Origin of the sequence: Vibrio sp. TRT 1302, from assembly GCF_050113875.1 — a bacterium.
Lineage (GTDB): Bacteria > Pseudomonadota > Gammaproteobacteria > Enterobacterales > Vibrionaceae > Vibrio.
On the sequence record NZ_JBNJOF010000027.1, the window covers coordinates 19,132 to 41,634 of the forward strand.

Annotated in this window: 21 protein-coding genes; 11 read left to right on the forward strand and 10 right to left on the reverse strand. The window is 40.9% G+C overall.

Annotation, left to right across the window (positions count from 1 at the left end; genetic code table 11):
* Positions 1–34: 34 nt before the first annotated feature.
* Positions 35–529 (reverse strand): pantetheine-phosphate adenylyltransferase, encoded by a 495-nt coding sequence (coaD, locus tag ACQEXP_RS19625; protein WP_269377007.1) that lies wholly within the window; start codon positions 527–529, stop codon positions 35–37.
* 107 nt (positions 530–636) lie between these two features.
* Between coaD and ACQEXP_RS19630 the strand changes: the two genes are divergently transcribed.
* Positions 637–1,671 (forward strand): glycosyltransferase family 9 protein, encoded by a 1,035-nt coding sequence (locus tag ACQEXP_RS19630; RefSeq protein ID WP_426971301.1) that lies wholly within the window; start codon positions 637–639, stop codon positions 1,669–1,671.
* 42 nt (positions 1,672–1,713) lie between these two features.
* Here ACQEXP_RS19630 and ACQEXP_RS19635 read toward each other — a convergent pair whose 3' ends face one another.
* The gene (locus ACQEXP_RS19635) at positions 1,714–2,502 is read right to left on the reverse strand and encodes a glycosyltransferase family 2 protein (protein ID WP_426971302.1); all 789 of its coding nucleotides are present in this window, start codon (positions 2,500–2,502) and stop codon (positions 1,714–1,716) included.
* The gene (locus ACQEXP_RS19640; RefSeq protein ID WP_426971303.1) at positions 2,499–3,554 is read right to left on the reverse strand and encodes a glycosyltransferase family 9 protein; all 1,056 of its coding nucleotides are present in this window, start codon (positions 3,552–3,554) and stop codon (positions 2,499–2,501) included. The genes ACQEXP_RS19635 and ACQEXP_RS19640 overlap by 4 nt, the downstream gene beginning before the upstream one ends.
* A 105-nt stretch (positions 3,555–3,659) precedes the next feature.
* Here ACQEXP_RS19640 and ACQEXP_RS19645 point away from each other — a divergent pair, with 105 nt between their 5' ends.
* From ACQEXP_RS19645 to ACQEXP_RS19655, 3 genes are read left to right on the forward strand one after another with little or no spacing between them, the layout of a single operon-like run.
* Positions 3,660–4,367, forward strand: a complete 708-nt coding sequence (locus ACQEXP_RS19645) for a 3-deoxy-D-manno-octulosonic acid kinase (RefSeq protein WP_426971304.1) — start codon at positions 3,660–3,662, stop codon at positions 4,365–4,367.
* A complete protein-coding gene (locus ACQEXP_RS19650) occupies positions 4,367–5,434 on the forward strand; it encodes a glycosyltransferase family 9 protein (protein ID WP_426971305.1) in 1,068 nt (355 codons plus the stop codon). The genes ACQEXP_RS19645 and ACQEXP_RS19650 overlap by 1 nt, the downstream gene beginning before the upstream one ends.
* Positions 5,431–6,408, forward strand: coding sequence for a hypothetical protein (locus ACQEXP_RS19655; RefSeq protein WP_426971306.1), 978 nt, complete (start codon positions 5,431–5,433; stop codon positions 6,406–6,408). Before ACQEXP_RS19650 ends, ACQEXP_RS19655 begins: the two co-directional genes overlap by 4 nt.
* A 15-nt stretch (positions 6,409–6,423) precedes the next feature.
* Here the strand turns inward: ACQEXP_RS19655 and waaA are convergent, their stop codons facing one another.
* From waaA to rfaD, 7 genes are all read right to left on the reverse strand, one after another.
* Positions 6,424–7,692, reverse strand: coding sequence for a lipid IV(A) 3-deoxy-D-manno-octulosonic acid transferase (gene waaA, locus ACQEXP_RS19660; RefSeq protein ID WP_426971307.1), 1,269 nt, complete (start codon positions 7,690–7,692; stop codon positions 6,424–6,426).
* An 18-nt stretch (positions 7,693–7,710) separates the two neighbouring features.
* On the reverse strand, positions 7,711–8,493 hold the full coding sequence (locus ACQEXP_RS19665) for a glycosyltransferase family 32 protein (protein WP_426971308.1): 783 nt from the start codon (positions 8,491–8,493) through the stop codon (positions 7,711–7,713).
* Positions 8,490–9,548, reverse strand: a complete 1,059-nt coding sequence (locus tag ACQEXP_RS19670; protein ID WP_426971309.1) for a glycosyltransferase family 9 protein — start codon at positions 9,546–9,548, stop codon at positions 8,490–8,492. The genes ACQEXP_RS19665 and ACQEXP_RS19670 overlap by 4 nt, the downstream gene beginning before the upstream one ends.
* Positions 9,545–10,582, reverse strand: a complete 1,038-nt coding sequence (gene waaF / locus ACQEXP_RS19675) for a lipopolysaccharide heptosyltransferase II (protein WP_426971310.1) — start codon at positions 10,580–10,582, stop codon at positions 9,545–9,547. Before waaF ends, ACQEXP_RS19670 begins: the two co-directional genes overlap by 4 nt.
* Positions 10,579–11,838 carry an O-antigen ligase family protein gene (locus tag ACQEXP_RS19680; RefSeq protein WP_426971311.1) on the reverse strand — a complete coding sequence of 420 codons (1,260 nt, stop codon included), beginning with the start codon at positions 11,836–11,838 and terminating at the stop codon, positions 10,579–10,581. Before ACQEXP_RS19680 ends, waaF begins: the two co-directional genes overlap by 4 nt.
* Positions 11,828–13,606 carry a polysaccharide deacetylase family protein gene (locus ACQEXP_RS19685; protein WP_426971312.1) on the reverse strand — a complete coding sequence of 593 codons (1,779 nt, stop codon included), beginning with the start codon at positions 13,604–13,606 and terminating at the stop codon, positions 11,828–11,830. Before ACQEXP_RS19685 ends, ACQEXP_RS19680 begins: the two co-directional genes overlap by 11 nt.
* Positions 13,607–13,699: 93 nt before the next feature.
* The gene (gene rfaD / locus ACQEXP_RS19690; protein ID WP_426971313.1) at positions 13,700–14,641 is read right to left on the reverse strand and encodes an ADP-glyceromanno-heptose 6-epimerase; all 942 of its coding nucleotides are present in this window, start codon (positions 14,639–14,641) and stop codon (positions 13,700–13,702) included.
* 262 nt (positions 14,642–14,903) lie between these two features.
* On the opposite strand from rfaD, the gene cysD reads away from it, so the two are divergent.
* From cysD to ACQEXP_RS19725, 7 genes are read left to right on the forward strand one after another with little or no spacing between them, the layout of a single operon-like run.
* Entirely contained in the window at positions 14,904–15,818 is a 915-nt protein-coding gene (gene cysD / locus ACQEXP_RS19695) for a sulfate adenylyltransferase subunit CysD (RefSeq protein ID WP_426971314.1), read from the forward strand.
* A gap of 34 nt (positions 15,819–15,852) precedes the next feature.
* Positions 15,853–17,568 (forward strand): SLC13 family permease, encoded by a 1,716-nt coding sequence (locus tag ACQEXP_RS19700; protein WP_426971315.1) that lies wholly within the window; start codon positions 15,853–15,855, stop codon positions 17,566–17,568.
* Between the two features lie 3 nt (positions 17,569–17,571).
* Positions 17,572–18,201: an adenylyl-sulfate kinase gene (gene cysC, locus ACQEXP_RS19705; protein ID WP_426971327.1), complete on the forward strand. Its 630-nt coding sequence runs from the start codon at positions 17,572–17,574 to the stop codon at positions 18,199–18,201.
* Between the two features lies 1 nt (position 18,202).
* The gene (locus ACQEXP_RS19710) at positions 18,203–19,168 is read left to right on the forward strand and encodes a DHH family phosphoesterase (protein ID WP_426971316.1); all 966 of its coding nucleotides are present in this window, start codon (positions 18,203–18,205) and stop codon (positions 19,166–19,168) included.
* Positions 19,169–19,177: 9 nt separating this feature from the next.
* A complete protein-coding gene (gene cysN / locus ACQEXP_RS19715; RefSeq protein ID WP_426971317.1) occupies positions 19,178–20,590 on the forward strand; it encodes a sulfate adenylyltransferase subunit CysN in 1,413 nt (470 codons plus the stop codon).
* A 50-nt stretch (positions 20,591–20,640) separates the two neighbouring features.
* Positions 20,641–21,417, forward strand: coding sequence for an ABC transporter permease (locus tag ACQEXP_RS19720; protein ID WP_426971318.1), 777 nt, complete (start codon positions 20,641–20,643; stop codon positions 21,415–21,417).
* A 5-nt stretch (positions 21,418–21,422) separates the two neighbouring features.
* Positions 21,423–22,499 (forward strand): ABC transporter ATP-binding protein, encoded by a 1,077-nt coding sequence (locus ACQEXP_RS19725; RefSeq protein ID WP_426971319.1) that lies wholly within the window; start codon positions 21,423–21,425, stop codon positions 22,497–22,499.
* The last annotated feature ends 4 nt before the right edge of the window (positions 22,500–22,503 follow it).

Genomic DNA, 22,503 nt, shown 5'->3' on the forward strand with positions numbered 1-22,503 from the left:
GGCGTCAAGTTGCTAGGAACTCACTTCTCACTTGTTAGACCTTCGCTTTTTCCTTCAGTGCCTTAGCAACGATCTGAGGAACGAAGTTAGATACGTCTCCTCCATGAATAGCAACTTCACGAACTATCGTTGATGAGATAAAGGCGTGCTCTTCAGCTGGCGTTAGGAACACACTTTCCAAACCAGGCATGAGGCGACGATACATGTTGGTCAGGCCGAACTCATATTCAAAGTCGACAGTAGTTCGAAGGCCGCGAATAAGGACATTGGCTTGCTCTTGTTTGGCAAAATCCACCATCAGCCCAGAAAAGCCCTTTGAGGTAACATTATCTAGGTGCTTTGTGACCTCTTGAGCAAAGTGGACTCGTTCATCGAGAGTGAACATGGTGTTTTTGCTTGGGCTGGCTGCAACGGCAATAATGACTTCATCAAACATATCAGCAGCGCGCTCTATAAGATCTAAATGTCCATTAGTAATAGGATCAAAAGTGCCCGGATAAATTACTCGGGAAAGGCGTTTTTGGCTCACGATTAAGATACTCAATTCATTCCATCTGCTTCAATCTTAACAAAAAGGCTCACAATTACCCACTGAAGCCGCTATCATTGGGACAAATTAGACAATTGGATGGGACGATGAAAAAGATACTGGTTGTGCGTAACGATAAAATTGGTGACTTCATGCTAGCTTGGCCAAGCTTTGCTATGTTGAAAGCCTCACTACCAGATTGTCACATCACAGCGCTAGTCCCTAACTACACGGTGGCATTGGCCGAGCTATGTCCTTGGATTGATAGTGTGTTGGTTGACCCAACAGAGAAAAGTGACAAAGCCAAACAAATCGAATTGATAAAGCAGATCCGTGCCGAGCAGTTCGACGCCTCAATCAATCTATTCTCAACCACTTATAATGCTAAGTTAGTCTGGAAAGGTAAGATCCCTTATCGTCTCGCTCCAGCAACTAAGCTGGCGCAGATTTTTTACAATAAACGCATCAAGCAGAAACGTTCTCAATCCGCTAAACCTGAGTTTGAATATAACCTCGATCTTATTCGTGCCTTCCTTAGCGATAATGGCGTAAGGATTGTTGAGCCTAGTGCTCCGTATCTTGAGTTTACCGCTGCGCAGTTGTTACAACAGAAGGCCAAACTTACTGAACAGTTGGCACTGCAAGCGGATAAACCATGGATCTATGTTCATGCAGGAAGTGGCGGTAGTGCAAATAACTTATCACTACAGCAATACACCCAGCTAGTATCTGGCTTAGAGGGCGATTTTGAGGTGGTGCTGACTGCAGGCCCAGGGGAAGAGCAAAAAGCGGCGGAGTTACAAAAACTGATGGCCGAGAGTGGGCGTCACGCAGTGCTTTACGACAAGAATGATGGCTTAGTAGATTTCTCTTGTTCAATCGCATGCGCAGATATGTTTATTGCCGGTTCTACAGGACCACTGCATATTGCGGCTGCGATTGACGTGCCTACTGTCGGCTTTTTCCCAAGTAAACGTTCTGCGACGCCATTGCGTTGGAAACCAATCAACTCAGAAGGCAACCATATCGCCTTCTGCCCACCCAAAGCGGATGATAAAGCGAGTCAGGAAGATATGTCGAGGGTTGATATTGCTCAGGTTTTAGTAGAACTGAAACCTTGGGTTAAGAAAATACTGAAATGATAAAGGGCTCTAATGAGCCCTTTTTGATGCGATCACGGTGACTTATTTTTTGTAGTGCGGGTCGTTATCACGTGCCCATAAGTCTGCGTACTTAACAAAGGTAGAGTGAGCAGAAAGCACGGCGATAAGGAAGCCTTGTTTACCATCGAGAAAACCGCGTTTGAGTAAGTACATCTTCATGAAGCAGCCTAGCGCATGAATAATCCCTTGCGATAGAGATGCCTTCTTACCGCGCGCTTGGCGTTGATCTGCCCACGCTTTGGCGTAGCCTGCTGACTTAACCAAGTAATGGTTTAGGTTCTGATAAGAGTAGTGAAGAATATCGCCATCTAACTCTGCTACCTGACAGCCTTGTGGGATAATCACAGATTCGTGAACAAGGTTGTCGTTGTACTTTGTCAGTTTATTTGGGTAGAGGCGCACATGGCGATAATACCAACCAGAGTGCTTGAGGAAACGACCAAATACCCAAGTGAGCTCGTTAAGATTGTAAACGGTATTTTCTGGTGGATTTTCTAGCATAGTAAGAATGTTTTGGCTCAAAGTTTCGTCAATACGCTCATCGGCATCAACCGCTAAAATCCAATCACTGGTGGCATAACTTTGTGCCAACTGCTTCTGCTTACCAAATCCTGGCCACTCGGCATTAACATAAAAATGCTCGGTATACTCACGGGCGATAGCTTCAGTATTATCTGTACTCCCTGAGTCAACGATGATGATCTCATCCACCCAACGTAAACTCTCTAGGCAATCGCGCAGACTGTCCTGCTCATTTTTTGTGATAATAACGGCGGCTATCGTCGCTCGGTTTTGACTGGCTTGATTCATAATAATGACTCTTTTTCACAGACCAAGTCGAACATGGCGATGACTTGATCAGAAGTAATTCTGTTCATGGCTTGTTTGTCTTTAACTCGTGAGCGCCAACTCAGTTGTTCGGCAGTTTGCCCCGTTTGTTCTTCGATCGCCTGTTGCCAAACGCTGACCACATAGTCGAGGTATTGATAGGGACCAGTGCGCTGAGGGTTATGGTGTGCGTACAAGCCGATCACTGGTGTGTTCATCGCATTTGCCATGTGGGCTGGCCCGGTATCAGGAGCAATAACCAAGTCACACTGATCGAGTAAAGCAAGCATTTGCATCAGAGAGCTTTGCCCAACAAGGTTGGTCACTTCACTTTGGCATAGCTCAACAACTTGTTCAGCCAAGTCTGTCTCAACTTTTGCCGGACTGCCAGCTAAGATGATGTTCCAGCCTTTACTTTGCGCATGCTTGATGAGCTCGCTGTAGCCCAGCGCATGCCAGTTTTTATATGACTTGCTCGCTCCGGGTACCAACACAAGATTTCGTTTTATTGTATTGAGTTGACCCTTAGCCCACGCGCTATCTTGGTCTGAGTAACTTAAACGCCATTTCGGCGTTATGTCATCGATACCAATTTGTTCAGCAAACGCCATTAAACCATCGAGGACATGAGGTTTGTCTGGCGAGGGCACTTTGATATTAGTAAATAGGGTTTGGAAATCTTGGCTACGTTTTGCGTCAAAGCCTAGTTTGTATCTCGCTTTGATACCTAAAGTCGCGATGCTAGCTCGAAATGCATACTGCATATGTAGCAGAGCATCGAATTGGCGGTCTTTTAGTTTGGACCAAAGTTGTTGATAGGCGCGCCAGCCTTGCTTCTTATCAAAAACAATCAGCTCAACCCCATCGATACTCTCAAGCAACTTTGCTTCTAGTGCTCCCGTTATCCAAGTTATTTTGGTATTTGGCCACTGATGTTGGATCGCCTGCACGGTAGCGATGGTATTACAGACATCACCAATTGCAGACAAGCGCAATATGCATAAAGAGTGTGGTGCGGTATCAAATAAGGCCATGGTGTTGAGTAACTCATTGTTCGTGATATCGAATTATGCAGAGCTAACGAATAAATGTAAAATAGAACCGATTTTCGCCACTTTTAGGGTACGTTGCCAAGTACAATGAAGACTGCTACTCATAACAACCATACGTTTTGGTATGATGAACAATTGTTGAAAGAGCCGATAGAAAAGGCCTTCGATGCCGACTACTGGCAGAAGGAAGGCAAGGTTATTGGTAGCGCGACTGGTCGAGGTACAACATGGTTTGTACAGACTGAGACCGTTGCTGCAGCACTACGTCATTATCGTCGTGGTGGACTGTTTGGCAAATTGGTTGCAGACAGTTACTGGTTTAATGGCTGGCAAAATACTCGTAGTTATCAGGAGTTTCAGCTTTTAAAACAGCTGAGAGAGGCGGGTGTCAACGTACCACGACCGATTGCCGCATGCGCGATTCGCACCGGCCTGACTTATCGTGCAGACTTATTGAGTGAAAAAGTCGCCAACGCGAGAGATTTAGTGGCTATCTTGCAAGAAGCTCCGCTCAGTGTAGAGATGTACCAAAAAATTGGCCGAGAAATCAGAAAAATGCATGATGCTCAAGTCAATCACACTGATCTCAATATTCACAACATCTTGATTGATGATCAACAGCAGGTTTGGATCATCGATTTTGATAAGTGTTACCAGCAATCCGGTGATGACTGGAAGCAAGGTAATTTGGAACGACTGAAGCGATCGTTTGTGAAGGAAGTGGGTAAGCGTGATATAAAATTCAATGAAAGAGAGTTTGATTCTCTCTATAACTATTATTTAGGTGGGAGTTGATGAGATTTATCATCAGTAAGTTGCAGTTATTTAGGGATATTGTTCGTCGTGAGCTTGGGCTGTTACTACTGGATGCCAACAAGCCTGTACCGAATGATATCCATAAATCTCAAAGTATTTTGTTTTTACGTAATGATGCGAAGCTTGGCGATGCGATCGTATCGTCGGCTGTAATCAAGAAGATACGTAAGTATCGTCCAGATATTCGAATTAAAGTGTTAACAACAGAATCCATGGCTACCTTGTTTAAGGAGCACTTTGGGGTTGATGAAGTCTACATCATGAGTAAGCGCCCTTCTTATTCTGAAATGCGGACAGTGTGTCGAGAGGTGGGAGATATAGATATCGTTTGGACTTTAAACCGGGCGATGAAAATGAAAGATATATACTTTCTAAAACACCTACGCTCTAAGTTTAATGTAGGCATTGATGACAAAGTTAAGCTGATTAATGTCAATATTGAACAGCAAACGTCCGGAAAGCATTTTTCTCACAAGTTCGATTATTTGTCCACACTGCTAAGAATTGACAAGCCTCAAGAGAGCTATATGGTACCGTTAGTCGATGACTCTTTAGCTCATGCCAAAAAATTCTTGGATAGCCGAGAGATTGATAAGTTTATTTTATTCAATCCTTTTGGTAGCGGAAGTGAACGAAAACTCAACGAGACTAATATTCGCAAAGTTATCACAACTTTAGGAAAAATTTTTCCTGATAGAAAAGTAGTTGTTCTGTCGTCTCCAGAAACGAAAGTTATGCTAGATGAAATGAATATAGATTGTCCCAACTACATTCATTTTGACCAAAGTCGCTCGATCTATGATGCCATTGCAGCAGTAAACCTGTCTAAAATGGTTGTTTCTGTAGATACTTCTATAGTGCATATTGCATCAGGTCTAAGTAAACAACAAATTGCAATTTATAGCGAAGATAACGTTAATTTTTCCAATTGGCATCCAAATTCAACTCTATCAGAAGTAGTCATTGCCAAGGGAAGGGTAAATAGTTTTGATTTAAATGACTTTGTAATTAGAGCTAACAACCTCAAGGAAAGCGAAGCAATATGAAGAACATCCTATTCATCTGTCCAAACTGGGCAGGGTTAGCTGAGCCTATTGTAAGAGAAATGAGACGGCAAGGGCATGAAGTTGTGCACCTTGACCACAGTGACTTTTCTAGTTTCAAGTACTTTGGTACATTTCATCGAGTTATGGCGAAAATATATCAGCTAGCAACTAAGGATAATTACAAGCATAGACTTACGAATGCTGAAGTTTCGAGGACGATTGAGTCTTTTTTTATTGCGAGGAAAAAATTTGATGCAATAATCTTAACAGAGCCCAATTTTTTTCAGCGCGAACACTTAAAGTTATTTAAAAGGTACTGTGAAAATTTGGTTGCTACATTTTGGGATAGTTTGACAAAATCACCCGAAAATACAAATAATTTAGATATTTTTGATATAGTGTTTAGCTATGATGATGAAGACTGTGATACTTACAATCTGATCAAAATTAATAACTATCTTGATCCTGTTTGGATGACTGATGTGGCATTTGACAATGCAAAGTATGATGTTTTTTCTATAATGAGTTATACTAAAGAACGTTATAAACAAGTTGTTAAGTTCTTAGATGCAAACCCAAATATTTTGCCTAATATTTATTTCTATATTGATCATCCAAGAAAGCGACAAGCAATTAAAGACAAACGGATTAAAGTTACCGAACGACTAATCTTAGGTGAAGAATTAAAAATAAACATCGAACAATCAAAATCTATTCTTGATTTACTGCAAGGATATCAGTCGGGTTTGTCTTTTAGGGTTTATGAGTCAATAGGTTACAAGAGGAAAATTATCACTACAAATCAGAATATAAGAAATTATGATATATTTTCTAGTGAGAATATGATGGTGTTGCATGATAGTTATCATGTGCCAGAAAAATTTTTTCTTAGATCTTATGTCGATCTTGAACCACGATTATTGAAGCCTTACCTAATTAGCTCTTGGGTGAAGAATGTTCTGGATAAGTTGTGAACTTGCGAAATTAGTTTAATCAATGATTAGGCCTAGAGTTTTGGATAACGAACCTTGGTTGTCAGTGACGCATTTAGCCCCATTCTTTCCTTGGTTTGACATTCGTTCAGGACTGCCAAATAGTTCTTTTAGAATATTGCTTAGTGCTTGCTCTGAATCGACAATAATAATTGCATCTTTAGTTAAGAGTCTTTGCACAATTTCTGTGAAATTAAAATAGCTTGACCCAGAGATTATTGGTTTTCCTAAAGCGGCTGGTTCTAAAACGTTATGTCCACCAGCCTTGCTACCTATTAAACTGCCTCCCATAAAACATACATCTGCTGCTTGGATTAATGTTAGCATCTCACCCATTGTATCTCCTAAATACACTTCGGAGTTATTGAGCTCGTTTAGATTGTGTTGAGTCCTGCGTTGAGCAACAAAACCTAAATCAGTACAAAGCTCAAATACAGAATTGAACCTTTCAGGATGTCTAGGTACAAGGATAAGAAGCGCTGTTGGGTATGTACCAAGAAGTATTCTGTGAGTATTTAAGATTTGTTCATCTTCTCCTTTATGTGTGCTTGCTGCAATCCATACGGGGCGCGATCTGCCAATTTTATTTCGAAGCTTGTTGCCTCGCTCTAGAGTTTCATTATTGATATTGACATCGAACTTTATAGAGCCAGTAATGAACACTTTGTCTAACGGAACTCCTAGTTTAACAAAGCGTTTTGCGTCATCGTCATACTGGCAAAGAACTTGACTTAAATTACGTATTAAAAGATTAAATAATGGCTGTACTCTTGAATACCGTTTATAAGAACGCTCAGAAAGTCTAGCGTTAATTACACTTATAGGGATATTGTTTTTTGCAACTATGTGTAAGGTATTCGGCCATAATTCCGTTTCCATTATAATCAGTTTGCAAGGGTTTATTGTTCTAATGAAACGCTGCACTGCAAATGGGAAGTCTAGTGGCATATAGCGATGAGTAACTAAACTACCAAGTTTACCTGCTTGTTCGGCACCTGTCGGAGTTGTTGTTGTAAGGACGATATCGACCTCAGGGTACTTCAATTTAAGCTGCATAATTAAGGGAGTAACTGCGAGAGTTTCACCAACAGAAACAGCGTGAATCCAAATAGGATTTGTGGTGGAGTGTAAGCCCTGAGTGAAACCAAAGTGCTCTTTCCAGCGTTTACCAACGCTCGGCTTACCATCTTTTTTCTTATACAAACTAAGTAAAAGAAACGGCGATACAATAGCAAGTAACAGGGTGTAGAACCAACGAATGAGCACTTTATTTATTCCCTAATATTACTTCTTGACAAGTTTGTTTGAATCTTGATGTATCCATTTTCCACGAGGTTTATCCATATATTGAAAATACTCATTGGTAAATGAGCCTTGGATGCAAGCAAACTTTCTGTCAATAGTATTAACAGAGTATTTTTTTAAAATCATATTAAGTACAGCAGGTCCAGTGGTGTTATAGACACCATTCTTTGGGTCATAGTTATTAATATTTTTAACTACTTGATACACACAGTCTTTTAATTCTTTGTTCTTGGGCTTGGAAGCAATAAAGTAATTAGTAATTTCAGTATTTTTACTGACCTTGACATATAAGGCTTTTTTTTCAGCACCAAGGACTCTATCTAATGGCCAAACTAAGGTCGCATCAATATCCATATATACTCCACCTTCGGTATACAGAACAAACAGCCTCCACATGTCGGCTTGAGCTGCACCATCGGTAAGGCGAGAGTAGGCGTCATAAATCTCTAGCGAAGCATGTTTCTTTAGGTAAATATCTCGCTCTTCTGTACTTACATATCTGTAGTCACAGTTGAGTGACATCAGCCTATTAAACAGATAGTTAAGATACATAGGCAGTGTGCATTTGTTGGTGAAATTAGTTTGCCATATCACTCTTGGAATAGCAGCTTCGCCGTCACGTTTGACTTTTGCTGGGGAATAGCTAGGAATCTCAAATCTGACGTTAGGCAATACCCAGTGGAAAGGATATGAAAGAATTTTGAATAGGTTGCCTGTCAATCGAATGAAGCGATTGGAGATTAAAATTGGTAGCTGATTCATTCTGAACTTCCTTTACCTTTTGTTGAAGTTTTTACCGCTAGCGCTTTGGTTATTTCTGAGATGATTTGGTCGTTACTTGGAATGCTCCCTGAAGGGTTCATTACAATATAGTGACGGCCATCTTGGGGCGTATACCTAAATGGTACAGTTGAGTAGAAGATACCCACTGTGGGCGTATGGGTAGAAATGGCAACATTTCTTACACCAGTATCTGGTGATACGACCAGTCTTGCTTTGGCCGTCAATTCTAACAGCGAATCCAACGGTAAACATGGTTGAATTTTAAAGTTACCCTCTGATCTTAAATGTTTCAAAAAATCGCCTTTTTCAAAGTCATTTTTACCTTCAAGAAAAACATGTTCGTAGTCAGGGAACGTTTTTATTGCTTTCTCGATTAGCGTTCTCATCTGCTCTGAGGATAGAATTTTAGACTTAGTTGAGGCGCCATTGAAATAAAGGATGCGAGGTTTTTCTTCGTCATCTTTATTGTAAAGTTCAAAGTGGCTTGGATACGCATAATCAAGAGGTCTGGTAGGGTTGTGTCCTAGCATCTTTAGCATATCTAGCATGACTTCCAACTCTGGCTGATAATCTGAGCGAAAAACTGCAACATTGTAAAGTGACCCGCATAGATATGACTTGTAAGGAAAGCCAAACTTTAGCTTGGCTTTGCTCAGCAATGTCATCCAGTAAGAACGACTTGTGCCAGCAACATCAAAAATGATGTCTTGTTCTTTAAGTTGACGGAACTGACCAACCCGTTCTTTCCATGAGAGTTCGTGTTTTCGATGGCGACCTATCATAAAGATAGTTTCATCGGCTAAGTCAGACGGTGCTCCGTACTGGTAGTTTGATACACCTACTAAGGTTATCTTAGCATTTGGAAAAAACTTTCTAGCTTCCACAAGCATTGGCCTGGCAATCACCTGATCGCCTAACGCGGCATGCCTAATTATTGCAATGTTTTTTATAGACTTCGGGTCGAACTCAGTTTCCAGATATTGCTTCGCAGATTTTGAGGCGTAGGCTCCACGCTCAAACCACAAATGATTCATTTGTCTGATCCTATAAATGTGTCTAATGCAGTAATAACTTTGTTTGGAGTTAGTTTGGTCAAGCAATCAAGGTGACCGTAGGGGCACTCACGCTTAAAGCAAGGGCGACACTCGATATCTGTGTGTACCATTGCAAGATTTTTTGTTAATGGGGGAGTATACTTCGGTGAACTTGAGCCGTAGATAGCTACGATATTGCAGCCCACGGCGGCAGATACGTGCATTAATCCAGAGTCATTGGTAACCACAGTGTGGCAGGCTGCTAATAGGTCGACTGCTTCAATTAGTGAGGTTTGACCTGCGAGGTTACGTGCATACTTTTGCTCGTCTGAATTTAACGCCGAGCGGATAAGTTCGCAGATTGGCTGATCTTTTGCTGAACCAAACAGCCATACTTGATAACCATTAGTGATAGCGTGCATCGCTACTTCTGCATAATACTGATCGGGCCACCTCTTTGCTGGGCCAAATTCAGCCCCAGGACATAAGCCTATGATAGGTCGACTAGACTTTAGGTTAAGTCGCGTTTTAGCGTCCAACTGCTTCTCAGAATCAACTTCTAGTGCTGGTATTGGACAGTTTTCTAGGTGGACTTCTTCTTTCATGGTTTGTTTGCTAGAAGATAATGCCACATAACGCTCGACCATATACTGGAAGATATGTTTGTCTGGCCTTAAATCTGTAAGCAAACCATAGCGAAATTCACCTTTCCAACCGGTTCTGTTTGGAATATCCGCAAACAGTGGGATTAATGCGGATTTCGCCGAATTTGGCAATACAAATGCGTGGGTGTAATGGTTTTTCTGCAGATCTTTGCCAATTTTTCTTCTTGCAAACAAGTCAAACTTACCATGTCCAATTGGCATTTCGATTGCGCAAGAGACTTGAGGCATACGCTCAAGAATCGGCTTGCACCAAGCTGGAGCTAATACATCAATCTCTGCTTGTGGGTACTGGTTTTTTAGCGATATAAAAAGGCTTTGAGACATGACCATGTCTCCCACCCATGAGGGACCAATAATGAGGATTCTCATTGAACTTTTTCCTCTTTGGATGCACTGGAATATTTTTCGACTCTGACAATGGAGAAAAATAAGGCTAGTATAAAACCATAGAAGGTACCTATAAGGTTCGCTTGTAATGGGGCTTCAGTTAAGCCATAAATCATAAATCCTGCAACAAATACTGTCGCGGTGAAGGCGGTAGTGCTATCTGTTTTGAGATAGTGGCGTCCAAAAATTACTAAAGGAATCAGATAAATCGCAACAATTGAAGAAAGCCCCCAGATACCATTGCTTGCAATCATCTCGAAATATTGGCTATGAGCATGCCCTCTGCCAACAGATAATACCCAATCTGAAACTATCCCTTTAGCATGAAGCTCACGATTCAAAGCTTCTCGTTGCTCGTATGGAAGGCCTGTTAAAGGAGCAGAAGCGAATGCATAACTGGCAGCTTTCCATAGCTGAAGTCGTCCTCCAGAAGATATAGATTGATCTACGTTGCCATGTGCGATGGCAGTAAGCTCTTGTATTGTAAAATCAATTCTCTCTTGCATATTATGTGATGTTAGATAAGAAATGCTTGCACCAAAAAACAGACAGCTGGTTACAACGATTATCTTCAATCCGCTAAGTTTTCTAAAATTAAGAACAGCTATAAGGATAAAAAGTAATGGGATGGCGAAAATCGCCCCTCGGGTGAAAGTGAGTAAAGTTGCAATTACCGATGCAAATGCAGCAGCATTAAGCCAAATCCTCAACCAGCCAAATTGCGTGAGACAGATAGCGAGAAACGTGAGCGCACAGGCAAGGTAACCAAAATTAATGCTGAATAAAAAACCATCAACCCGTTCCATTCCAAGTATAAAATATTGGTAAATTGCTATTATCAAAGAACCAAAACAACCAATGATTACTCCTATAGTCAATGACTGGATATACTTGTCAAGATGAGGTTTTTTATAGGTACGTAAAAATAGGTAAATAGGTACACAGAACAATAATCTAACACCTCCTTGAAAATATCGAGCAGTTGAGCCATCTACCATTGCAACAGGTATTGCCCCTATAAAGTAGGCACACATACAAGCGACAACTAATTTGTCAAAGTTATTCAATCTCACCCATGGTTTCTGAACTAAATTATATATTGAGTAGATAACGAGGAGGACTACAGATGCAACACTAAAATTATTGGTAGTGAGTAATAAGGCTGGGGTCAACATAATTACTGACAACAAAACAAGAGTAGTTATATCCGTTTCTTGAGCTTGTTTGTTAATATTCATAGTTTTTATTTTTTGTAAAAAGATAGTTACCACGTATTTTGCGCCATAAACCAAACACAGTAGTTTTAGGAAAAATCGCAATACGACGTATTTGGTATAAGTCCTGATGAAAAGCGAGAGGGCCACTATTTGTCGCAACCGCGAAATCAAACTCGAGCTCTCTAGCAATTTCCTTTGAGTTTTCGTTTAGGTCACCGTATGGATACGCAAATGAAGTTAACGGTTTGCCAGTGATTGACTCTAATTCCAGTTTGTTCTGTTCAATTTCATGCTTTTGTTCTTTATACGACAGCTTACTTAGGAATGGGTGAGAAAGAGTATGTCCACCAATTTCTATATAGCCAGACTCAGCCATTGCTTTAATCTGCTCGTTACTCATAAGAGGGAAGGGCTTGTCTGGGTTCTCGCTTGCCTCAACATCCCAGCGGTTATAAGTTTCGCCGGTAACCACATAGACAACTGCTTTGAAACCATACTTTTTCAAAAGAGGTAACATCAGTTCATAGTTGTCGACGAAGCCATCATCCACCGTGAGCATAAAGTAACGCTTATTTGGATTTAGTCTTTCGATAGTCCCTTTGTTTGCGAAATCTTCAAAAGTAAGGCTCTCAAAGCCCAAGCGTTTTAGCAGTTGAAGGTGCTTTTCAAACAACTTAATATCGAGGTATGGACCGCGAGTTCCTTTTTTTGACTCGTTGTCGATAAAGCGGTGATACATCAAGATAGGCATCTCTTTTTGCAGTTTGCTGATCACCACATCTTGATAAACTGATTCAACTTGGGAAACAATATTTTCGAGGTCGTAGTTATTACGTATGGCTTCTGTGACTGCAGGATTACACGACGACTGACTAAGACCTTTTTCTACCTCGTGAGCAATAGCGCTAAAATCGATATCGAGAATATTTGGGCCGATATCACCAAAGTTTGTCGCCATCGCGTGCGATAAGTTATTCTGATCGATAACACCGATAGAAATCGCCTCGCCAACAGCAAGCGTTGGTCTGCCACACAGTAGAGATTCCATGGCGACTCGACCTGCACCTATTACCAGGTCTGACTGTCGTAGAACTTGAGCAACATCGTTGGTATAGCCTGGGAATGATGCTTTGTTTGCGAACTTCTCAAATCTAGTTTCCATGGCTGACCCGGTTAGTACTCGAACATCGTATTGTTCAAGGTCTAAACATTCATCCAGTAACCTAAAGCACAGATCTCCCTTAGGGCCAGTTAAACGACCGACAATCGTGATAATGGGTTTATTGTTATTCGGGGGCTCAGTAGGCGAAAATGCCTGAGTCTCTATGCCATTTCGGCTTACTGTTAACTGAGATGCGGGCACATCCAGTTCTTCAATTAGTTGCTGCTCAATCGCTTCACACACCGGAAGAGCTTTATCACCCATGGCATGAAAAGCTTTACGTGAACTGTGCACGGGTTGGCGGCCATGCACCGTTGTAACCATGGGAGTGCCAGTGATTTTACAGGCTACGTGGCAGCTCCAACTTGATGCACGCGAGTGGGCATGTACCAGTTGAATATGGTGCTTTTTGATGAGATAGACAAGATAAGCAACGTGCCAAAAGCGGCGCGGAATACTGCGTTTATTGAAACGAAGTTTAAAAAACTGACCAATGAAAGGCTTGGTCAGTGTGTCAGACACATAATGAACAGTATGACCGCGTTTGGTTAGCTGATTGCCTACAGTTGTCGCATACACTTCTGCTCCAGTTACTTCTAACTGGGACAGTGCCATTAAAATATTCATCAGTTAACCCACGAGACTCTTATAAACGCTGTATTCTAATCTGCAAATATCCAGAGTTCAAAGCAGGAACTCTGGATATTTGAAGTCGTGGAGTTACTTATTGATAATCGACATATACTCAGCAACACCTTCTGCAACAGTTTTAAACTGATGGTTGCAGCCTGCTGCACGCAGGTTAGTTAGGTCGGCCTGAGTATATTCTTGGTAGGCACCTTTCAAGTGCTCAGGGAACGGGATAGTTTCTACAGCGCCTTGGCCGTGGTACTTGATTACCGCTTTGGCAACTTCTTCAAAAGACTCAGCATTTCCTGTGCCTAGGTTGAAAATACCTGATACGCCATTCTGCATAAACCAAAGGTTAACTGCGGCAACATCACCCACATAGACAAAGTCACGTTTGAACTTTTCGCTACCTGCAAACAACTTCGGGTTTTCTCCCGCATTCATTTGGTTGTTTAGATGGAATGCAACAGAAGCCATTGACCCTTTATGTTGTTCACGAGGGCCGTAAACATTGAAGTAACGGAATCCAGTTACTTGAGATAGTTTTTCTCCGTCCTCTTCTGCGTCTTGCCAGACACGGCGAACGTAATTATCAAATTGCTGTTTTGAATAACCATAAACATTTAGTGCGCCTTCATACTCTTTCTCTTCGATGAAGGTATCTGTCTCACCGTAAGTCGCCGCAGAAGAAGCGTAAAGGAAAGGGATCTCACGCTCAAGGCAGTAATGAAGTAACTCTTTTGAGTACTCATAGTTGTTAAGCATCATGTACTTGCCATCCCACTCAGTTGTCGCAGAGCATGCGCCTTCGTGGAATATGGCTTCGATAGGACCAAAGTCATCACCAGCCATGATTTGAGTTAGGAAATCATCACGATCCATGTAATCAGCAATATCGAGGTTGACGAGATTTTGGAACTTCTTACCGTTTTTTAAGTTATCGACAACTAAGATGTCATTAATGCCTTGCTCGTTAAGTGCTTTGATGATGTTGCTGCCAATCATGCCAGCACCGCCAGTTACGATGATCATAGTTATTTTCCAATCGATAGTGAAACTAAGAGAAGTATACCATGCTATGCGGCTGAGTCGTATTTCGAATCTATCATTTACAAAATCGTGACTGATAGTTGACGTTGATTACAGAGTTCAAGTCGATTTGAGCATTGTAATGTAGTAGCATAGCGCAAGTTTAAATATAGAGTCTGATAATAGTAGAAGCAGCATTGCTTTACTTGCGAGGTGTTCTGTGGAATGCCCCCTTTAAGACTGACGAGTAAGGATAATCAGTATTATGGCTATCACGCAAGAGCGTATGACCCATCTTAAGCAGCTAGAAGCTGAGTCTATTCATATCATGCGCGAAGTCGCTGCTGAGTTTGATAACCCAGTGATGCTTTACTCTGTAGGTAAAGACTCTTCGGTTATGTTACATCTTGCAAAGAAAGCTTTCGCACCAGGTATTCCTCCATTCCCGTTAATGCATGTTGATACAACATGGAAGTTCAAGGAAATGATCCAGTTCCGTGATTACATGGCTGAGAAGCTTGGCATGAAGTTGATTGTTCACCAAAACCCAGAAGGTTTAGCGATGAACATTAGCCCTTTTGTACATGGCAGTTCAAAGCACACTGATATCATGAAAACACAGGGTCTAAAGCAGGCTCTAGATAAGCATGGTTTTGATGCTGCATTTGGTGGTGCTCGTCGTGATGAAGAAAAATCTCGTGCTAAAGAACGTGTTTATTCTTTCCGAGATGAACACCATCGCTGGGATCCAAAAAATCAACGCCCCGAGCTTTGGAATATTTACAATGGAAAAGTAAACCAAGGTGAAAGTATTCGCGTCTTTCCTCTATCTAATTGGACAGAACTTGATATCTGGCAGTACATTTACCTAGAGAATATTGAGATCCCAAGCCTTTACCTAGCGAAGAAGCGTCCTGTGGTTGAGCGTGATGGAATGCTTATTATGGTTGATGACGAGCGAATGGATCTTAAAGAGGGTGAAGTGGTCGAAGAGAAAATGGTTCGCTTCCGCACGCTTGGTTGTTACCCGCTGACTGGTGCTGTGGAATCAGAAGCAACAACGTTGCCTGAAATTATCCAAGAGATGTTGCTAACCACTACTTCAGAACGTCAAGGCCGTGCAATCGACCATGATAGCTCTGGTTCTATGGAGAAGAAAAAGCGTGAAGGCTACTTCTAAGTGGTCTTGTCTTTATCTTTTGTGATATAGCTCCGTGTTAGTTACAGCATTTACGATTATAGGACTACTTCTCTGCCTGATATTTACTCAATATCGGGCAGTGTCGCTTTTTGTTGCCGCAACAATAATACTGTATCTGTTTGGTCAAGTAGAACAAAATGAACTACTTTCCAATGTGATTAATAGTGCTGTTTTGACTTTAGTTGGTTTGATGATAGCGTCATTGGCATTAGAGAGAAGCCATTTGTTGACTTGGCTATCGAGCAAAATTTTCCATACTAGTTACCCCAAAACCCTATTTAACTTGGCGGTGTCCACGGCTTTCAGTTCCGCTTTCCTTAATAATACCGCTGTTGTCGCGGCATTAATGGGGGGAGTGAAAAGAAATCAAGAGCATGTGCCGAACCGCTTGCTGATTCCCTTATCCTACTTCGCTATATTAGGCGGGACCATTACTTTAATTGGTACTGCCACTAACTTGGTGGTTAATGCGCTACTCGTCGATATGGGGCTACCCGAGCTAGTTTTTTTTGATTTTGCACCTGTTGGTTTAATTCTTTTAGTGAGTGTTGGTAGTGTGATTGCATTGAGTTGTCGTCACCTCAAGCGTGATACCGCAAGATCCGAGCCTAATCATGGTTATTTCATTGATGCAGAGGTGAACGACTCCAGTAAGTTAGTGGGTAGAACGGTTAAAGAGAATCAGTTGCGCTCTCTAGATGGCTTATTCTTAGCGGAAATTGTGAGAGGTAAACAGCTTATTACTCCTGTTACGCCTGAGACGATTATTGAAGCAAAAGATAAATTAGTATTTACTGGCGACGTTGAAAATATCAAACAATTAAAGCTGCTAGATGGTGTAGAGATCTTTGCTGATAATAGCCAATTACTAAGTAGTAATTTAACAGAAGTTATCGTTAGTCCAGAATCAGTATTGATTGGAAAAACACTGAAAAGCAGTGGCTTCCGTTCTCGCTTTGATGCTGCAGTAGTCGCGATTAACCGAGAGGGGCAGCGCTTATCTGGTAAACTGGGTGACCAAACAATACAGTCAGGGGATAAGTTGGTTCTCGCAGTAGGGCCAGATTTTAACAAAAGACAAAACTTAACACGCAACTTTTTTATACTCAGCGGGATCGAGCTTAATAATACCCTGACTTCTGCGCAGAACTTGTGTGCCATTGTTGGTTTCGTTTCTGCCATAGCAATTTCGGCATTAACTTCGGTTAGCTTGCTTGAGTCTATCGGAGCTTACGTTGTAGTAATGCTAGGTATTAAGGTTATCGATAGCACGACAATCCGCCGCCGTTTTCCTTTTGAACTGTGGCTGATCTTAGTTTGTGCGCTTTCTATTGCCCAAGCTTTTAGTGACTCAGGGTTAGCTGATAGTATAACCCTGACACTTTATCAGCTATTGGGGGAAGCATCCCCTTATATAGCTCTTGCAGTGATTTTTCTGGTAACTGTACTTATGACTGAAGTCATTACGAACACCGCAGCGGCGGCTATCATGTTGCCAATAGGTTTGTCATTAGCGAATGCATACCAAGTCAGCACAATGCCTTTTATCATGGGTGTGGTTTATGCCGCCAGCGCCTGCTTTATCAGCCCGTACGGCTACCAAACAAATTTGATGGTGATGAATGCAGGGGGGTATAGCTTTAAAGATTTTATTCGAGTGGGGTGGAAAGTCTCACTGAGCTATATCGTCGTAGCACTTATTGCTATTCCACTAATATTTCCCTTTTAATGAATTATGAATCCATACAATAAAAAGCAAAATGAGTCAGTGAGTGATGATATTGTTTGGCACAATGCGACTGTATCCCCTCAAGAGCGTTCTGAATTAAAGCAACAGCAACCTGTAGTGCTTTGGTTTACCGGGTTAAGTGGATCTGGTAAGTCAACGGTTGCCAATGCAGTTGAAAAGAAACTGCTTGAGCTTGGCAAACATAGCTACCTACTTGATGGTGATAATGTACGACACGGGCTCAACAAAGATTTGGGCTTTAGTGATGAAGACCGAGTCGAGAACATCCGCCGCATTGGTGAAGTCGCCAAATTATTCGTTGATTCCGGTGCGATTGTGCTGACTGCATTTATTTCTCCGTTTATCTCAGATCGAACTCAAGTCCGAGAGCTGTTAGATGACGAGCAGTTTTTGGAGGTGTTTGTCGATACGCCGCTAGAGATTTGTGAGCAGCGTGATCCTAAAGGTTTATATAAAAAAGCGCGTGCGGGTGAAATCAAACACTTTACGGGTATTGATTCTGAATACGAAGCGCCAACTTCTGCTGAGATACATGTCAAAACTGCGGACGCGACGATTGAAGCGTGTGCACAGCAGATTATCGATATACTGACTGAAAAAGAATATATTTAATATGCATTACGATGTTTTTAATGGTGATGCAGATGGCATCTTGTCTCTTATCCAACTGCGTAAGTATGAGCCAAAAAGTTCTACCCTAATCACTGGGGTTAAGAGAGATATCAAACTATTGAAAAAGGTTGCTACCGAAAAAAATGTTAGTGGCGTAACGGCTCTAGATATTTCGATGGAAAAGAACCTAGATGCTTTGCATGAGTTATTAGACAGAGATATTCCCGTTTTCTATTGTGATCACCATCGTACAGGGGAAGTGCCTCAAGCCGATAACTTTACGGCTCTGGTTAATATTGATGCTCAAATCTGTACAAGTTTATTGATCAATAAACATATCGGTGGTTGTTACGTTCATTGGGCTATTACAGGAGCTTTTGGCGATAACTTAAATGCTCAAGCAGAAGCACTGGCTCAAGAATGTGATCTACAAGTTGAACAAACTGAGTTTTTAAAAGAACTTGGTGTACTGATCAATTACAATGGTTATGGTGCAAGTTTGTCTGATTTGCATATTGAACCTGCAGAGCTGTTTGTTCAACTGATGCAGTATGAGTCACCATTTGATTTGTTAGCAGATACGAGTTCGCCATATTACTTGCTTCAGCAAGGTTATGAAAGTGATGCAAGCAATCTAGAAACGCTGGAAGCAAGCTTTTCAACCTTGTCTACAGAAGTGTATGTATTACCTAGTGAAGCATGGGCTAGAAGGATTAGCGGTGTGTTTGGTAACCAATTGGCCAACCAATCACCGAGTAAAGCACATGCAGTGTTAACCCTGAATGCGAACGGAGAAGATTATACCGTCAGTGTAAGAGCACCTTTAGAAAATAGAATGGGTGCCGATGAAGTGTGTAGTCAATTTGCAACAGGTGGAGGCCGAAAAGCCGCTGCAGGTATTAACCAATTACCAAAGTCTGAAGTGGAAAACTTCGTTCAGGCTTTAAATAAATTTTATAAGAAGTAGGAATAGGACATGTCACATTCTTCGGAGCTTATTGCTAAAGATATCGAAGCATATCTAAAAGTACATGAAAACAAGGATCTATTGCGTTTTCTAACGTGTGGTAATGTGGATGATGGTAAATCAACACTCATTGGTCGCCTACTTTACGATTCAAAGCTGATCTATGAAGATCAAATGGCCGCGATCGAGAAAGACTCCCAAAAGTTTAATACCACCGATGAAGCATTCGACTTAGCGCTTCTTGTTGATGGCCTTCAATCTGAACGTGAGCAAGGTATTACCATTGATGTGGCTTACCGCTACTTCTCTACTGATAAGCGTAAGTTCATTATTGCTGACACTCCTGGGCATGAGCAGTACACGCGTAATATGGTGACGGGTGCTTCAACCTGTGACTTGGCTATTGTAATGGTAGATGCGCGTCGTGGTATTCAAACTCAAACTCGTCGCCATAGCTATATTTGCTCTCTACTGGGTATTAAGCACATTATTGTTGCGATCAACAAAATGGATTTAATGGACTATAGCCAAGAGGTATACCAGCAGATCAAAGCGAATTACCGCGAAATAGCAAAGAACTTCAATATTGATGATATCCGCTTTGTTCCTATCTCTGCACTGAAAGGTGATAACGTGGTAACACCAAGTGAAAAAATGGATTGGTACCCGGGCGCGACATTAATGAAGCTGCTTGAAACGGTTAAAGTCGATAAAGACAAGAACCTAGAACATATGCGCTTCCCTGTGCAGTATGTTAACCGACCAAACCTAGATTTTCGTGGTTTCTGCGGCACGCTAGCTTCTGGCCTAATTCAGGTGGGTGATGACATAACAGCACTGCCGTCAGGCAAATCATCTAAAGTGAAGTCAGTATTCACACATGACGGTGAGCTAGAAATCGCGCAGCCAGGTCAAGCCATTACCATCACACTTGAAGATGAAATTGATATCTCTCGCGGTGACATGATTGTACACACGGGACACGAGCCTAAAGTCACCAACGAGTGTGAAGCTCATCTAGTTTGGATGGGGGAACAGCCAATGCTGACGCACAAAGAGTACCTGTTTAAATTCGCGACTAAGAGCTGCTCAGGCAAGGTTGCAAGCATTACCCATAAAGTGGATGTAAACACACTTAAAAAACATGCTGAAAAGGCTGAAAGTTTAGAGCTTAATGAGATAGCGCTAACTAGCATCAAGCTTACTGATAATGTAGCTATGGATGAATATCAGCAATTACCGCAAACAGGCGCATTTATTGTGATTGACCGTATCAACAATGTGACGGTTGGTGCGGGCATGATAAGTGCTATTTCTGATAAAGAAGGCAGTGTTGGTAGTCGTGTATATACTGAATCTGAAAAAGCACTAAATGTACTGATTCGAGAGCAATTCCCTGAATGGGGCTGTAAAATCATCTAAAAGTTAAAGGTAGGAAAAACGAAGTTATACTCTTCGTTTAAAAATATTATATGCATTCTATTGACATAAAAAGAACATTAGAGCTGATCTGGGTTAAAGCTAGTTTAAACCTTCGTTCAGAAGCTTCGGTAAACTACTTAAGTTACGCATGGTGGATTATAGAACCATTACTGCATATGGTCGTTTATTATTTGGTTTTTGCCTTTTTATTAGCTAGAGGAAGTGATAATTATGTCGCTTTTTTATTAACGGGACTTATCCCATGGCTATGGTTTTCAAAAACAGTTAGCCATACGATGGGAAGTATTTTAGCTGGTAAAGAGTTAATGAACCAGTTATATGTGGCAAAAGTGTTTTTTCCATTAACATGCTTAGTACAAAATACAGTGAAGCAAGGAGTTGTGTTTCTATTATTACTTGTTTTTTTATGGGTTTATGGAATTGAGCCAGAATTAAATTGGTTTTATACAATACCGATTATCTTTATACAATTAATGTTAATTTCAGCAATTTCATTATTAGCCGCACTGGTTGTTCCTTTTATTAGAGATATGACTTTTGTTATTCCGACAGCATTACAGTTTTTGATGTTTTGTTCAGGTATCTTCTTTAGTCATCATGATATTCCTGCTGGTGCTCAGGACCTTTTCTTTTTAAATCCGATGGCAGTGATTTTAGCAGCATTTCGTGATGTCTTAGTGGATGGTATAGCCCCAAACTGGGGGCTTTTAGGTTATGTCTTTATTTTTAGCTTTGTATTGATTGTCGTAGCTGCATGGTTATATAAGCGTCTGGAATATGTATTGCCTCGGGTGGTATTGGAGTAAATATCATGAAAAATGAAGTTATGAACAAAGAACATTTACAATTACATCAGCCAGAAAAAATCATTGAATTAAAAAATGTTGCTGTGAGTTATAAAGAGCGTAAATCTTTCTTTAAATCAACAGAGTACAAAGCCTTAAAAGATATAAGTTTTGATGTATATAAGGGTGAAGTGTTAGGTGTTATTGGGCGTAACGGTGCAGGTAAATCAACGTTACTACGACTTTTAGCAGGCATTATTAAGCCTGATAATGGTAAAGTTATTCACCACACTCGAAGTGTCTCTTTAATGGCACTGGCAGCAGGCTTTGACCCTAACTTATCAGGTCGTCAGAATGCAATTATCAGTGGAATGTTGATGGGATATAGTAAAAAGTATATCTACACTCAATTAGAAGAAATAAAGACCTTTTCTGAACTACAAGTTTTTTTTGAAAAACCAGCAAAAACCTATTCATCTGGTATGAGAGCACGATTAGCCTTTTCTATTGCTATGTATATATCGCCTGATGTGTTGTTAATTGATGAAGTTCTCGGAGTTGGTGATGTTAGCTTTAAAAATAAAGCTAACAAAACACTGCAAGAAAAAATTTATTCAGATGTCACAGTTGTTATGGTTTCACATTCTGAGTCTGAAGTGTCCAAACTATCTGATCGTCTTGTCTGGATTGATGGCGGTAAAGTTCGTAAGGAAGGTATCCCTAGTGATATTTTTCCTGAATATAATTTAAATGTCAAATTTTCAACATTTGGCCTAAAAGTAGATGAATACATACTCCATGATGATTTTATTATTCACTTTGACTATATAAAAATAGAAGGTGAAAAGTTGAATTTTAATTGTGTTCTTATAGATAAAAAAAGTCGATCTTTTGATTCTATTTATTCAATGACTTTAGGTGTTAGTAATCATATTACAGGACCTACCCCAAGTAAAATATATGAAAAAGATTATCCGGAATATAAACTTTCAGGGATGAGTAGATATCATGGATGCATATCGACATGCAACCCTAATAAGATAGTAGTTCAGTTAGAAGATAAAATGGTAGAAGTTTTAAATATAAGTTTCTCTGAAGTTTAGTGTG